Origin of the sequence: Micromonospora sp. WMMC250, assembly GCF_027460215.1 — a bacterium.
GTDB classification, from domain to species: Bacteria; Actinomycetota; Actinomycetes; order Mycobacteriales; family Micromonosporaceae; genus Micromonospora; species Micromonospora taraxaci.
In genome coordinates, this window is sequence record NZ_JAPZBJ010000002.1 from 6,074,293 (window position 1) to 6,088,632 (window position 14,340).

Here is a 14,340-nt window from a genome sequence, read left to right on the forward strand (position 1 = left end):
CGGTGATCCACTCCACGCCGTCGATATGGGGGTGTCCGAGCGCCCGGACATCGCCACATCGCCGATCTGGAGTGGATCACCCGCCCTCACCCTGCGCGACGTGGGCGGGGGAGAGGGCGGGGCAGGGCTGTTAGGCCAGGCCTCGGGGCCGCAGGTGGGTGGGGAGGACTGTGGTGGCGGGCGGCGAGTCGTCGCCGGCTATCCGGCCGAACAGCCGCTCGGTGGCGACCCGGGCCAGCTCCCGGGTGTCGTAGGCGACGACGGTCAGCGGCCGGGGCATCAGGTGGGCCAGCTCGAAGTCGTCGAAGCCGACCAGCGCCGCGTCGTTGCCACGCCGGTGCAGCTCCTGAAGCGCGCCGACGGTGAGACGGTTGTTGGCGCAGAAGAAGGCGGTGGGCGGATCCGCCAGGTCGAGAAGTTCGCCGACCGCCCGCCCGGCCTCCTCCGGCGCGATCAGCCTCTCGCGGACCAGCGACTCGTCCGGCTCGACCCCGGCGGCGTCCAACGCCGCCCGCGCCCCGGCCAGCCGCTCGCGCATCGTGGGCACGCTCGGCGCGCCCAGCAGGAGGCCGACCCGGCGGTGCCCCTCGTCGAGCAGCGCGCCCACCCCGGCGTGGCTGCCGCCCCGGTTGTCCAGCAGCACCGCGTCGGCCTGTAGCCCCTGCGGCGGCCGGTCCAGGAACACGACGGGCATCCCCAGCTCGACCTCGCGACGCAGGAACGAATGGTCCAGGCCCGCCGGCACCACCAGGAGCCCGTCCACCCGGCGTTGGGTGAAGTCCTGGAGCAGTGCGCGTTCCCGCTCCGGGTCCTCCTCGGACGAGGCGGTGATCAGCATGGTGCCGTGGGCGGCGGCGATCTCGGCGGCGACGCTGGCGATCGTCGCGTAGAACGGGTTGGCGATCTCCTCGATGAGCAACCCGACGGTGGCGTTGAGCTGCCGGGAGCGCAGGTTGCGCGCGATGTCGTTGCGCCGGAAGCCCAGCTCGGCGATGGCGGCCAGCACCCGGCTGACCAGTTCCTGCCCCACCGGCTCGTCGTTGACCACACGGGAGACCGTCTTCAGGCTGACGTCGGCACGTCGGGCCACGTCGACCATCGTCGGGCGTCGGCGCACCGTCGGCCGGGTCGGGGTCTGGGTCACGGGGTGGTCCTCCACGGCGAACGCGGGTCAGCGGTCGAGCGCGGAGAGCGCATCGACCGCTTTTCGGGCGGCGATGAGCACCGGATCCCACACCGGCGCGTACGGCGGAGCGTAGCCCAGGTCCAGTGCTGTCATATCGTCCACCGTCATGCCGTTCCACAGTGCGACGGCAAGTGCGTCGATCCGTTTCGCCGCCTCCGACCAGCCGACGATCTGCGCGCCGAGCAGCCGACCGTTGGGACGTTCGGCGATCAGCTTCACTGTCATCGGGCGGGCGCCCGGGTAGTAGCCGGCCCGGTTGGTCGACTCGGCGATCACCGAGACGAAGTCGAAGCCGGCCGCTTCGGCCTCGCCCTCGCGCAGGCCCGTCCGGCCCACCTCCAGGTCACAGACCTTGGTCACCGCCGTGCCGATCACCCCGGCGAACGTGGCGTACCCGCCGCCGATGTTGATTCCGGCGACCCGGCCCTGCTTGTTGGCGTGCGTGCCCAGCGGCACGTGCACGGGCATCCCGCTGACCCGGTGCAGCGTCTCCACACAGTCGCCGCCCGCCCAGATGCCGGGCATCCCCGGCACCCGCATCCGGCGGTCCACCCGGACCCCACCGGTGGTGCCGATCGGCAGCCCGGCAGTCGCGGCGAGCGCGGAGTTGGGGCGTACACCCAGGCCCAGGACCACGACGTCGGTCGGCATCGGCCCCTCGGCCGTGACCACCGCGGACACCCGGCCGTCCCGCTCTTCCAGACCGGTCACCGGCAGGCCGGCGCGGATCGTGATGCCGAGGCCGCGCATGGCCTCGGCCACCAGCTCGCCCATGTCGGGGTCCACCGTCGACATGGGCTGGCTGCCCGCCTCGACCAGGGTCACCGAGAGGCCGCGTTGGATCAGGGCCTCGGCGATCTCGACGCCGATGTAGCCGCCGCCGACCACCACGGCCCGGCGCGGTCGCGGCTCGGCGTCCAGCCACTCGCGCAGCGCCGCCCCGTCGTCCAGGGTCTGCATGCCGAACACGCCACCCGCGTCGGTGGCCGCCCACGCTGGCTTCACCGGTACCGCGCCGGTGGCGTACATCAGCTCGTCGAAACGCTCGCGGACCTCGCCGCCGCCTTCCAGGTCCTGGGCCACCACCTCGCGGCGCTCCAGGTCGATGGCCGTGACCTCGTGCCGCATCCGCACGTCCATCGCGTACTCGGTGCGGAACGTCTCTGGCTCCCGGGCGATCAGCGCGTCCGGGCCGGGCACCAGACCACTGATCCAGTACGGGATGCCGCACGCCGAGTAGGAGGTGAAGTGGCCGCGTTCGAAGACCACGATCTCCAGGTCGTCGCGGCCGCGGCGGCGACGGGCCTGGGACGCCGCCGACATGCCGGCGGCGTCCCCGCCGATGACGATCAACCGTTGGGCCACCGGATCATCCTGTCACGAGGTGTTCAGCCGCGGGTCTGTCGCGCGACGTCCTGCACCACGTCGGTGAGTCGGCCGGTGCGCGCGTACACCGCGCGTTGCCGCGCCGCCCCGCTGCCCTGCCGGCGCAACCCACCCAGCAGGTCGGTCACCTCGGCCCAGTCGCCGTGCTGCTCCAGCGCCGGCCGCATCCGCTCCACGAACCGGTCCAACAGCTCCCAGGCGGTCGCCAGCTCGCCGGTGGTGACGTCGACGGCCTGGCCTTCCAGACCGTCGTGGGCGGCCCGCCAGTGCGCCCCGACCAGCAGGTGATGATCGGTCCGCAACGCCGGTCGGTCGGCCTCGACGTCCGCCATCGCGGTGGACACCAGGGCCCGGACCAGCGCGGCGACCAGCACCGCGTCGTCGACCGACGGGCAGACGTCGCCGATCCGCAGCTCCACGGTCGGGTACTTCGCCGACAGGCGGGCGTACCAGTAGAGCATCCCCTCGTCGAGCATCACCCCGCTGGAGATCAACTGGCGGATCAGCCGCTGGTAGTGCTCGTGCGAATCCAGCCACGGCGTCGGGGCCACCGAGGGCCAGCGCTCCCACTCCACCGACCGCCAACTGGCGTAGCCGGTGTCCGCCCCACGGGCGAACGGCGAGTTGGTGGTCACCGCGTGCAGCAGTGGCAGCCACGGCCGGACGTGGTTGAGCACCTGTACGCCGGTCTCCGGGTCGGGCACGCCCACGTGCACGTGCATGCCGTTGTTGCCGGGACCGGGGACGAGCAGCTGGAACCGCTCGATCATCCGGTCGAACCGGGGCTTGTCCACCACCGGCGGCACCGGGCCGTCCACCGGACCGGTGCCGATGGCGAGCAGGCGTACGCCGGCCCGCTCGGCGGCGTCGGCGAGCGCCCGACGCAGCACGCCGAGGGAGTGCCGGATCGAGGAGAGCTCCACACCGGGCGGGCTGCCGATCTCGATCTGACTGGTCTGGAACTCCCGCTCGACCTGCCCGCGCAACTCCGCCGGCACCTGCTCCATGACCAGGTCGACGGCCGGGACCGCAGCCCCGGTGTGGGGGTCAACGAGCAGGAACTCCTCCTCGACGCCCACGGTGAGCAATTCGGTCGCCGCAGCCGTTCCGCTGGGCGCCTCCGCCACCTGGCCGGTCATCGACACCACCGTCCGTTCCTACCGTTCGCGGTCCGTCCGCGTCGGTCCGTCGCTTGGTTACCCAACGTGGCGATGCCGGGAAACGTGGCGGCGGTACCTCTTACCGCGCGTGCCGGCGATCCGGCCGGACGACGTGACACGGCGTCCTATGCTGAGCCCGTGCCGGTGCCGCTGGGGTTCCTCGGGTTCGCGTGGGCGTACGCGTTCGCCCAGCTCACAGTCCTCGCGGACCGGCCGGTCGACCTGCTCGCGGGCGCCGCGCTGACCGCGCTGGTGCTGCTCGCCGTGACGGTGGCGGCGCGGGGACGCGACCGCTCGGGCGCACCCGGCGGCGGGCCCCGTTGGGCCGGGCTGCGGGCCCGTTCCCGTGGTCGTCGGATGCCCCGGCAGATCGACCCGGACGCCGCCGGTCGACCCCGTCCCCGCGCTCCCGGTCACCCCTCGGCCGCGTAGCGCCACGCCGTCGCGCGGCCGATCCCGCCGTCACCGGTCCCCCTGCTGAGCGGACGCCGCCGGAGGGGAGGACCTCACCGGAATCGGACCGAGGGGTTTCCCATGCTTGCCTTCGCACCACTGCACGGCGTTGTCGGCGCTGCCGGCACCGCGCTGTCCTGGCTCACCGATCTGCTCGAACCGCTGGCCGGCGGCATGGCGACCGCCGCCGCCATCGTGCTCTTCACCATCGCCATCCGCCTGCTGATCTCGCCCCTCACCGTGGTGCAGGTCCGCGGGGAGCGACGCCGCGCGGCCCTCGCCCCGCAGGTGCGTGATCTCCAGCGGCGGTACGCCGACGACCCGGCCACGCTTCAGCGCGAGGTGTTCGCGTTGTATCGGGAGGCGGGGGCGAACCCGATCGCCGGCTGCCTGCCGTTGCTGCTCCAGGCGCCGTTCCTGCTGGTCCTGTACCGACTGTTCACCACCAGCGAGGGTGGCACCGGGCTGCTGGAGGAGCGCCTTGCGGGGGTGCCCCTGGGCCACCACCTCACCGACGGGCTGACCGGGGCGGCGGGTCCGCTCTTCGCCGTGTTGCTGGCGGTGTTGGTGGCGGTGGCCTGGTGGTCGTCGCGGCGGGCCCGTCGGGCTTCGGCGGCGGTCGGAACGGTGGCCGGTACGCCCACCGAGGGACCGGGGGCGGCCGTGCTCGGTCGGCTGCTGCCCCTGCTGCCGTTCACGACTGTGCTGGTGGCGCTGGTGCTGCCGCTCGCCGCGGTGATCTACCTGGTGACCACGAGTGTGTGGTCGGCGGCCGAGCAGGCGGTGCTCCGTCGGCCGCAGGCGGTGCCAGCGAGCGCCGAGTAGATCGGTGCCCTCCGCGTCGACAGCTGGACAGAAACAGTTAACTGTCTTAATAATAAGCGGAACGTCGACGTCCATGGATGCCCGAGCTGGGCGCGGAGGGCCGCATGAAACGCTCCAGATCACTTGTCCTGTCCCTGGTCACCGCGCTCGCCGCCACGCTCGGCGCGGCCTGGGTGGCGCTGCCCGCGTACGCCGCCGGGCCCACCGCCAGCTTCGTCAAGACCGCCGACTGGGGCTCCGGTTGGGAGGGGAAGTACACCATCACCAACGGTGGCACCTCGACCATCACCGGCTGGAGCCTCGCCTTCGACCTGCCGTCGGGCACCACCCTCGGCAGCTACTGGGACGCGCTGCTCACCTCCGCCGGCCAGCGGCACACCTTCACCAACCGGTCCTGGAACGGCGCCATCGCCCCGGGCGCCTCGGTCTCCTTCGGCTTCCTGGCCAGCGGCTCCGGCTCGCCCAGCGGCTGCCAGCTCAACGGCGCGTCGTGCGGCGGCGGCACCCCGCCCACCACGCCACCGCCCACGACTCCGCCGCCGACGACCCCACCGCCCACCACGCCGCCGCCGACGGACCCGCCCACCGGTGACCTGCCCAGGCACCTGCTCACCGGTTACTGGCACAACTTCGACAACCCGGCCGTCGAGCTGCGGCTGCGCGACGTCCCCACCGAGTACGACCTGGTGGCCGTCGCCTTCGCCGAGGCCACCTCGACACCCGGCGCGCTCACCTTCGGCATCGACCCCGGGCTCGCCGCGTCGCTCGGCGGTTACACCGACGCGGACTTCACCAACGACGTACGTACCCTGCACAGCCGGGGCAAGAAGGTGATCCTCTCGGTCGGCGGCGAGACCGGCCGGGTCACCGTCAACGACGCCGCGTCGGCCACCGTGTTCGCCGACACGGCCGCCGCGCTGATCGCCCGCTACGGATTCGACGGCATCGACATCGACCTGGAGAACGGCCTCAACCCGACCTACATGGCGCAGGCGCTCCGCGCGCTGCGGGCCAAGATCGGGTCGAGCCTGATCATCGCGATGGCGCCGCAGACGATCGACATGCAGAACCCGGCCGGCGGCTACTTCAAGCTGGCGCTCGACATCAAGGACATCCTCACCGTCGTCAACACCCAGTTCTACAACTCCGGGGCGATGCTCGGCTGCGACCAGAACGCCGCGTACGGCCAGGGCACCGTGAACTTCATCGTCGCGCTGGCCTGCATCCAACTGGAAGCCGGGCTCCGCCCCGACCAGGTCGGCCTCGGTCTGCCCGCCGGACCGGGGGCGGCCGGCGGTGGCATCGTCGCGCCCAGCGTGGTCAACGCCGCACTGGACTGCCTGGCCCGGGGCACCAACTGCGGCAGCTTCCGCCCGCCGCGCACCTACCCCGGCATCCGCGGCGCGATGACCTGGTCGGTGAACTGGGACGTCAGCAACGGCAACACCTTCGCCCGCACGGTGGCCCCGCACCTGGACACCCTGCCCTGACGGTCCTGGCCGGCGTCCGTGCAGGGTGCCGGCGGTAACCGATAGCGCGGATCAGCGACCGGCGGTCACCGACCGCCGGTCGTCGCGGTCCCGGCGTCGCCGGACCTTGCGGATGACCCAGGCGGCCACCATCACCACGAAGACCGCGACGATCGCGTAGTTGAACCAGTCGCTGTAGCGCTCGACGTCCTGCCACCGGCTGCCCAGCGCATAGCCGGCACCCACGACGAGGCCGTTCCACACCCCACTGCCGATCGTGGTGAACAGGATGAACTCGCCCAGCGGCATCCGGTTGGCGCCGGCCGGCACGGAGACCAGGCTGCGGACCACCGGCACCACCCGGCCGATCAACACCGCCCACCGGCCGTGCCGCTCGAACCAGCGGTCGGCCCTCTCCAAGTCGTCGCTGTCCACCAGCGGGATACGGTCCAGCCAGCGCTTGAGTCGATCCTCGCCGAGCGCCGCGCCGAGCCAGTAGAGCACCAGCGCACCGATGAGGGAACCGACAGTCGCGGCCACCACCACGACCACCAGGTTGAACTGGCCCTCGTGAGCCAGGAAGCCGGCCATCGCCAACACGATCTCGCTGGGGATGGGCGGGACGATGCTCTCCAACGCCACCAGCAGCGCCACGCCGACCGGGCCCATCGCCTCGATCACGGTGGCCACCCACCCGGTCAGCCCGGTGAACTCGGACGGGTCGCCACTCTGGGCGTACGCCATTGTCGTCCTTCCGCGTCGGTGCTCGGGATCGTACGGTCATACCCACCGGGGCGGTCGTTACACCTCGGGGTGCAGCGCGGTGTCCGCCGGCCCCCGCCGCCAACCACTGAACACCACTGTCAGGCCAGCGCGGGACGGCGCGCAGCAGAACGGACCGGCGACCGCCTCCACCGTCGGGTCCAGCGGGGTGAGCCGGACCAGTCGCCACGGCTCGTCGCCGGCCCGGGCCCGCACGGTCAGCGCGTCGCCGGCGCGGCTGACCCGCACCGTCACCTCCCGGCCCGACCACTGCGGCACCGGCGCCACCGACCAGTCGGAGAACTCCCGGGTCACCACCGCGCCCAGTTGCGACTCGCCGTCGCTCATCTCGACGCCGGCCTTGGTCCAGGTCCGCTCGTCGACCCGGACGAGCACGCCGGCCTGGTCGAACTGGGCCGAGAAATCGAGCCGGAAACTCACCTCCATGGCCTCGCCCACCGGAAGAGGCGCCAGCAGCGCCGGAGCGTCGTCGTGGACGAATCCGTAACTGGTCCGCCGCCACAGGTCGCTCCCGGCGGCCGGTTCGACGACCAGCTCACCGGCCGGACCCTCCTCGACGCGTACCGGCGGGTGCAGCCACCTGCCCTCGGACCAGTCCATCGGTGCGCTCGGCGGCACGAGGTCGTTTCCCATGACCGGCACGATAGCCAAGGGTTTGCCGCGCTGATCGTTCGGAGATGTTCCTCCGGCATGGGTGACCGTTGGTATTCCGAAGCCGTCGTCTACTGCCTCGACATCGACACCTACGCCGACTCCGACGGCGACGGTGTCGGTGACATCCGCGGGCTGATCGGGAGACTGGACTATCTGGCCCGTCTCGGGGTGACCTGCCTGTGGCTGCACCCCATCCACCCGTCGCCCAACCGTGACGACGGCTACGACGTCACCGACTTCTACAACGTGGACCCGCGCTTCGGCACCCTGGGCGACTTCGCCGAGCTGCTGCACCAGGCGCAGAACCGGGGCATCCGCGTGATCATCGACCTGGTGGTCAACCACACCTCTGACGAGCACCCGTGGTTCCAGTCCGCCCGCTCCTCGCCGGACTCGCCGTACCGGGACTGGTTCGTCTGGTCCGACACCGAGCCGGACGACCGGCACCAGGGCATGGTCTTCCCCGGTGAGCAGAAGGAGACCTGGAGTTACGACCGGACCGCCAAGGCGTGGTTCTACCACCGGTTCTACAAGTTCCAGCCGGACCTCAACTTCGCCAACCCGGAGGTCCGGGCCGAGGTCAAGAAGATCATGTCGTTCTGGCTCCAGCTCGGCGTCTCCGGCTTCCGGATGGACGCGGTGCCGTTCATCATCGAGCTGACCGAGCCGGGCAACCCGAACTCGCCGAAGGACTTCGAGTTCCTCACCGAGATGCGCCAACACGTGCAGTGGCGTCGCGGCGACGCCGTCCTGCTGGCCGAGGCGAACGTCGAGCCCGACCAGCTACCCACGTTCTTCGGCGACGCCAGTGGCTCCGGCAACCGGATCCACATGCTGTTCGACTTCATGCTCAACGGTCGGCTCATGCTCGCCCTGGCCCGCCAGGACCCGGAGTCCCTGATCGAGGCGCTGCGCGACACCCCGAAGCTGCCGGTCGGCGGGCAGTGGGCCACCTTCCTGCGCAACCACGACGAGATCGACCTGTCCCGGCTCACCACCGAACAACGCAACCAGGTGTACGAGCAGTTCGGCCCGGACGAGAACATGCGCATCTACGACCGGGGCATCCGTCGCCGGTTCGCCCCGATGCTCGGCAACGACCGGCGGCACCTGGAGTTGGCGTACGCCCTGCAGTTCTCGATGCGCGGTACGCCGGTGCTGCGCTACGGCGAGGAAATCGGGATGGGCGAGGACCTGTCGCTCCCCGGTAGGGAGGCGATCCGTACCCCGATGCAGTGGTCGTACCAGCCGAATGCCGGCTTCTCCACGGCGGACCCGGAGAAGCTGGTCCGTCCGGTGATCGACAAGGGCGAGTTCGGCTACCAGAACGTCAACGTCACGGCCCAGCGCAACGACTCGAAGTCGCTGCTCGCCTGGTTCGAGCGCATGATCCGTACGCTGCGCGAGGCTCCCGAGATCGGCTCCGGCTCGACCACCCACATCGACGTGGCGATGCCGGCCGGCGTGCTCGCGCACCGGGCGGACGGCCCGACCGGGACCATGGTGTTCCTGCACAACCTGGGCACCGACGACGTCGAGGTGGACCTGAGCAGCCTCGAACCGGAGGCCGACCTGCCGATCGACGTGCTCGCCGACCGGGGCTACGGCGAGCTGGGCAAGCTCGGCGCGGTGAAGGTGTCCGGGCACGGATACCGGTGGATTCGCCTATGCCGGGGTCGGGGGTTCTGACGATAGGCTCCACCGATCACCCCAAGTTACTCGGAGGTAGTCATGTCGGAGGAGCCCCGCGTCGCCATCGTCACCGGAGCCGCGCGCGGTATCGGCGCGGCCACCGCCCGGCGGTTGGCCGCTGACGGGATGGCCGTCGCCGTGGTCGACATCGAGGAGTCGGCCACCAAGGAGACGGTCGACGCCATCGCGGCCGACGGCGGGCGGGCGCTCGGCGTGGGCGCCGACGTGTCCGACCGGGACCAGGTGGAGGCGGCCGTGGAACGGATCGCCACCGAGTTGGGCGCACCCACCGTCCTGGTCAACAACGCCGGCGTGCTGCGCGACAACCTGCTCTTCAAGATGACCAACGCCGACTGGGACACTGTGATGGGCGTGCACCTGCGTGGCGCGTTCCTGTTCAGCCAGGCCGCGCAGAAGCACATGGTGGACCGCAAGTGGGGGCGGATCGTCAACCTCTCCAGCACCTCCGCCCTGGGCAACCGGGGCCAGGCGAACTACGCCGCCGCCAAGGCCGGCCTCCAGGGCTTCACCAAGACGCTCGCCATCGAGCTGGGGCCGTTCGGAGTGACGGTCAACGCTGTCGCGCCCGGCTTCATCGTCACCGACATGACGGCGGCCACCGCCGCACGCATGAAGGTCGACTTCGAGGACTTCAAGAAGCACGCGTCGGCCGAGATCCCGGTGCGCCGCCCAGGGTTCCCGGAGGACGTCGCGCACACCATCTCGTTCCTGACCAGCGAGGGTGCCGGTTTCGTCTCCGGCCAGGTCATCTACGTGGCCGGCGGGCCACGGGACTGACCCGTACTCCCGACGGGGCCGCTCCTTCGCGAAGGGGTGGCCCCGTCGCCGGTCGCCGAGGCCGCAGCGAAGACCGCTCCGATCCGCGTCAGGCGGGGTCGCGGCGGGTGCGCCAGAGCCAGATCAGGCCGAGCACCGGCAGCACCAGCGGGATGTAGCCGTACCCGCTGCCGAACTGCGACCAGACCGTCTCGTCCGGGAACAGCTCCTTGTCGACCAGGCTCAGGATGCCGACCGCGACCACACCGACCAACTCCACCGAGCAGCAGGCCAACGCCACCCGCCGGCCGGTGTGTCCGGCCCGGGCCAACCCCACCGCCGCCACGATGTAGATGAGCGCGGCCAGCGCGGACAGCAGGTACGCCACCGGGGCCTCGTCGAACTTGGTGGCGATCTGCAAGCCGGCCCGGCTCGTCGCGGCGATGGCGAAGAGCAGGTAGACCGCGATCAGCAGCCGGCCGGGGCCGGAGTTCGTGCGGCGCCGAGCCGTTTCGGTCTCAACCACCGAGCACCTCCCAGGTCTGCTGCAACCGGACCACCACCACCGGGGTCACCAGGCAGACCGCGCACACGATGGCCGAACCCCATCGGGTCGGCTCCATCCGGGCCAGCACCCAGGCCAGCGGCGGCAGGCAGACCAGCGTGACCAGGTAACCGAAGAAGGCGCCGGGCTCGCCGGGCCGATCGCCGCCGCCCACCGCGACGAGCGCCAGCACGCCCAGCACGAGCAACGACACCTCGAGTACGGCCAGACCGACGAACTGGGCCCGGTCCGGCGGTCGTTGGCGTACCGCCACGACCAGCGCCCACGCCGCGACGAGCAGCGACAGCACGATCGACACCGTCGCGACGATCCCGTCCACCGGTGAGTCGGTGCTCACGCTGGTCACCGGCCCCACCCGGTCGTTGCCTCGGTCACCGGCACAGCCTACTAACCGTCGTAGTAAACGGCTGAACCCGCCTCGGCTCGCGTGCGCCTTCAGTCGCTGCCCTGCAACCAGTACACGGAGACGGCGAGGAGCGGGTCCGGCCCGTCGTTCCGGATCTGGTGCGGCACCCTGCTGTCGAACGCCGCGACGTCCCCGGCCCGCAGCACGCTCGTCCGGTCGCCGAAGGTCAGGGTTCCGGTGCCGGACACGATGATCCACACTTCGCGGGAGCGATGGACATCGAGGTCGTTGGAGGTGTTCGGGGCCACCGACCAGCGAGCGACCTCGAACGGTGCGGGCGCGCTCGCCGGGAACGGCAGCAGGCCCTGGTGCACGGGCCCGCCCTCGGCGAAGTCGTACCAGTGGGCGAAGGTGACCGGGCCGCTGGTCGACGGTGAGTTCGTGTTCGGCATGCCGTCGAGGCTGTCTCGCCGAACCCGGTGTGTCTGGCGGCAAACGGACCTGGCGTTGGGGCCGTCGAAAACGCGGAGTGGGCCGCTTCGATTGGTCGAACCCGCCGCCGTCGTGCCTGGTGGGGCGACTAGCGTGGATCACGTCCGTGGCGTCGCCACGGCGGGGGAAAGCGGAGGCACACGTGCTGCGGTTCGGGTTGTTCGGCACCGGTCACTGGGCGATCGAGACGCACGGGAAGGCGTTGCACGCCCACCCGGACGCGGAGTTGGTCGGGGTGTGGGGCCGTAACCCGGAGCGGGCCTCGGCGCTGGCCGAGCGGTACGGCGTGCCCGCCTACGCCGACGTCGACGCGCTCATCGAGCAGTGCGAGGCGGTCGCCGTCGCCCTGCCGCCGGACGTCCAGGCCGACATCGCGGTCCGGGCCGCCTCCGCCGGGCGGCACCTGCTGCTGGACAAGCCGCTGGCGCTCAGCGTGGCCGACGCCGACCGGGTGGTGGCCGCCGCCGAGGAGTCCGGGGTCGCCTCGGTCGTCTTCTTCACCCAGCGCTTCCAGCCGAACGTCACAGCGTTCCTCGCCGCCACCGCCGCCGCCGGGGGTTGGCAGCACGGCCGGACCACAGCGTTCGCCTCGATCTTCCAGGACGGCAGCCCGTACGGCGGTTCGTTGTGGCGTCGGGAGCACGGCGCGCTCTGGGACATCGCCCCGCACGCGCTGTCCATCCTCCTGCCCGTCCTGGGTCGGGTGACCCAGGTGGCGGCGATGGACGGGCCGAGCGGCATGGTGCACCTGCTGCTCACCCACGAGGGCGGTGCCACGAGCAGCGCCTCGCTCTCCCTGGACGCCCCGACCGAGTCGATGACCCGGGAGTTCGTCTTCTACGGCGAGAACGGCAACGAGAACGTCCCGTTCGGCGAGAACGACGCCGCCACGGCGTTCGGCGTCGCCATCGACCAACTGGTCGAGCAGGTGCGGGCCGGTACGCGGGACCACCGCTGCGACGTCCGCTTCGGCCGCGAGGTCGTCGAGATCATCGCCGCCGCCGAAACCGCCCGCACCGAATCCCGCACCGTCCCCCTCCCCGCCTAACCCCCCACCCCCACCCCCACCCCCAACCCCCACCCCCGCCCCCGGCCCCGCCCAACGCTGCGGTGATCAAGAGGTTTGCGTCATACGGCACGGCGTGTCGTGACGCAAACCTCTTGATCACCGAGGGTCGGCGGGGGTGGGGGGTCGGCGGGGGTGGGGTGGGGGTGGGGGTGGGGTGGGGTGGGGGTGGGGTTGCGGTTTGTCGCAGTGGCGGCCGGGTAGCCGCTGGCATGCTGGTTCAGCGGCTCGGCGCGCCGAGCGACTTCGACCCGTTGCTGGAGCGCGTCCGGGACGCCCGGGTCGTGATGATCGGCGAGTCCACCCACGGCACTTACGACTACTACCGGTTGCGTGAGCAGCTCACCCGTCGGTTGATCGCCGAGTGCGGTTTCTCCTTCGTGGCGGTCGAGGGTGACTGGCCGGATTGTGACCGGGTGCACCGCTCGGTGACCGGCGCGCCGGGTGGCGCACTCGAACCGCAGCTCGCTCTCGACCAGTTTGAGCGGTGGCCGACCTGGATGTGGGCCAATGCCGAGGTCGCCCGGTTCACCCGTTGGTTGCGGGCCTGGAACATGGAGCGGCCGGAGGATGAACGGGCCGGATTCCACGGGCTCGACGTGTACAGCCTCTGGGAGTCGATGCAGGCGATCTTCGACTATCTGGGGGAGGAGGACCCGAAGTCGTTGGAGGCGGCGCAGGACGCGTACCGCTGCTTCGAGCCGTACGGCAAGAGGGTCGAGGAGTACGGCGCGGCCTCCAGGTTCGTCTCCGCCCGGTGCGAGGACGAGGTGGTCCGGCTCCTCGCCCGGACCCGCGAGCACGCCCTCTCCGACGGTCCGGACCGTTTCTCGGCCTGGCAGAACGCGGAGGTCGTGGCCGGCGCGGAGCGTTACTACCGGGCGATGGTGGCCGGTGGGCCGGACTCGTGGAACATCCGCGACACGCACATGCAGGACACCCTGGACCGGCTGCTGGACCGGTACGGGCCGGACGCCCGGGGGATCGTCTGGGCGCACAACACGCACGTCGGGGATGCCCGGGCCACCGACATGGCCGCCGACGGGATGATCAACATCGGCCAGTTGGCCCGGGAACGGCACGGCGACGACGACGTGGCGCTGATCGGCTTCGGTAGCTACCGGGGCACGGTGATCGCCGCTCCGCGCTGGGGCTCACCGCCCGAGGCGTTGGTGGTGCCGCCGGCCCGGGAAGGGTCGATCGAGCGGCGGTTGCACGAGCTGATGCCGGAGCGGGCGGTATTGATCTTCGGTGGTGACGACCAGCCGGGCTGGGTCACCGACACCGCGGACCACCGGGCGATCGGGGTCGTCTACGACCCGTCGTTCGAGTCCTGGGGCAACTACGTTCCGACCCGTCTGGGTGACCGTTACGACGCCTTCATCTGGTGCGACGACACCACGGCCCTGCACCCGCTGCCGGTCCCGACAGCCCCCGGCGAGATGCAGACGTACCCGGCGGGCGTCTGACCGGCACTCGTTCGCCG

The 14,340-nt window shown here is 71.3% G+C and carries 15 protein-coding genes; 7 read left to right on the top strand and 8 right to left on the bottom strand.

The genetic code is table 11. From position 1 onward, the window contains the following. Nucleotides 1-130 precede the first annotated feature (130 nt). From O3438_RS27570 to O3438_RS27580, 3 genes are all read right to left on the bottom strand, one after another. Nucleotides 131-1,099 carry a LacI family DNA-binding transcriptional regulator gene (locus tag O3438_RS27570; RefSeq protein ID WP_269683770.1) on the bottom strand — a complete coding sequence of 323 codons (969 nt, stop codon included), beginning with the start codon at nucleotides 1,097-1,099 and terminating at the stop codon, nucleotides 131-133. A 72-nt stretch (nucleotides 1,100-1,171) separates the two neighbouring features. Beyond that, nucleotides 1,172-2,551, bottom strand: a complete 1,380-nt coding sequence (locus tag O3438_RS27575; RefSeq protein ID WP_269682540.1) for an FAD-dependent oxidoreductase — start codon at nucleotides 2,549-2,551, stop codon at nucleotides 1,172-1,174. 23 nt (nucleotides 2,552-2,574) lie between these two features. Next, nucleotides 2,575-3,711, bottom strand: a complete 1,137-nt coding sequence (locus O3438_RS27580) for a carboxylate-amine ligase (RefSeq protein WP_269682541.1) — start codon at nucleotides 3,709-3,711, stop codon at nucleotides 2,575-2,577. A gap of 159 nt (nucleotides 3,712-3,870) precedes the next feature. Between O3438_RS27580 and O3438_RS27585 the strand changes: the two genes are divergently transcribed. The 3 genes from O3438_RS27585 to O3438_RS27595 all read left to right on the top strand — a co-directional run bounded on the left by O3438_RS27585 (nucleotide 3,871) and on the right by O3438_RS27595 (nucleotide 6,500). Further along, a complete protein-coding gene (locus O3438_RS27585; protein ID WP_269682542.1) occupies nucleotides 3,871-4,164 on the top strand; it encodes a DUF6412 domain-containing protein in 294 nt (97 codons plus the stop codon). A gap of 102 nt (nucleotides 4,165-4,266) precedes the next feature. Continuing rightward, nucleotides 4,267-5,010 (top strand): YidC/Oxa1 family membrane protein insertase, encoded by a 744-nt coding sequence (locus tag O3438_RS27590; RefSeq protein ID WP_269682543.1) that lies wholly within the window; start codon nucleotides 4,267-4,269, stop codon nucleotides 5,008-5,010. A gap of 104 nt (nucleotides 5,011-5,114) precedes the next feature. Then, the gene (locus O3438_RS27595) at nucleotides 5,115-6,500 is read left to right on the top strand and encodes a chitinase (RefSeq protein ID WP_269682544.1); all 1,386 of its coding nucleotides are present in this window, start codon (nucleotides 5,115-5,117) and stop codon (nucleotides 6,498-6,500) included. 51 nt (nucleotides 6,501-6,551) lie between these two features. On the opposite strand, the gene O3438_RS27600 is transcribed toward O3438_RS27595, so the two are convergent. Both O3438_RS27600 and O3438_RS27605 read right to left on the bottom strand, forming a co-directional pair. After that, nucleotides 6,552-7,223, bottom strand: a complete 672-nt coding sequence (locus O3438_RS27600; protein ID WP_269682545.1) for a DedA family protein — start codon at nucleotides 7,221-7,223, stop codon at nucleotides 6,552-6,554. 57 nt (nucleotides 7,224-7,280) lie between these two features. Beyond that, the gene (locus O3438_RS27605) at nucleotides 7,281-7,895 is read right to left on the bottom strand and encodes a DUF1349 domain-containing protein (RefSeq protein ID WP_269682546.1); all 615 of its coding nucleotides are present in this window, start codon (nucleotides 7,893-7,895) and stop codon (nucleotides 7,281-7,283) included. Between the two features lie 57 nt (nucleotides 7,896-7,952). Here O3438_RS27605 and O3438_RS27610 point away from each other — a divergent pair, with 57 nt between their 5' ends. Then, entirely contained in the window at nucleotides 7,953-9,605 is a 1,653-nt protein-coding gene (locus O3438_RS27610; protein WP_269682547.1) for an alpha-amylase family protein, read from the top strand. 42 nt (nucleotides 9,606-9,647) lie between these two features. Then, nucleotides 9,648-10,406: a 3-oxoacyl-ACP reductase FabG gene (gene fabG / locus O3438_RS27615; protein ID WP_145779174.1), complete on the top strand. Its 759-nt coding sequence runs from the start codon at nucleotides 9,648-9,650 to the stop codon at nucleotides 10,404-10,406. Nucleotides 10,407-10,494: 88 nt separating this feature from the next. Here the strand turns inward: fabG and O3438_RS27620 are convergent, their stop codons facing one another. From O3438_RS27620 to O3438_RS27630, 3 genes are all read right to left on the bottom strand, one after another. Then, nucleotides 10,495-10,911, bottom strand: coding sequence for a hypothetical protein (locus O3438_RS27620; RefSeq protein WP_269682548.1), 417 nt, complete (start codon nucleotides 10,909-10,911; stop codon nucleotides 10,495-10,497). Next, on the bottom strand, nucleotides 10,904-11,296 hold the full coding sequence (locus O3438_RS27625) for a hypothetical protein (RefSeq protein ID WP_088991408.1): 393 nt from the start codon (nucleotides 11,294-11,296) through the stop codon (nucleotides 10,904-10,906). Before O3438_RS27625 ends, O3438_RS27620 begins: the two co-directional genes overlap by 8 nt. A gap of 89 nt (nucleotides 11,297-11,385) precedes the next feature. After that, complete coding sequence (locus O3438_RS27630; RefSeq protein ID WP_269682549.1) at nucleotides 11,386-11,748, bottom strand: cupin domain-containing protein; 363 nt, start codon at nucleotides 11,746-11,748, stop codon at nucleotides 11,386-11,388. Between the two features lie 182 nt (nucleotides 11,749-11,930). On the opposite strand from O3438_RS27630, the gene O3438_RS27635 reads away from it, so the two are divergent. Both O3438_RS27635 and O3438_RS27640 read left to right on the top strand, forming a co-directional pair. Next, nucleotides 11,931-12,836, top strand: a complete 906-nt coding sequence (locus O3438_RS27635; protein ID WP_269682550.1) for a Gfo/Idh/MocA family protein — start codon at nucleotides 11,931-11,933, stop codon at nucleotides 12,834-12,836. 230 nt (nucleotides 12,837-13,066) lie between these two features. Further along, nucleotides 13,067-14,323, top strand: coding sequence for an erythromycin esterase family protein (locus O3438_RS27640; RefSeq protein ID WP_269682551.1), 1,257 nt, complete (start codon nucleotides 13,067-13,069; stop codon nucleotides 14,321-14,323). Nucleotides 14,324-14,340 lie beyond the last annotated feature (17 nt).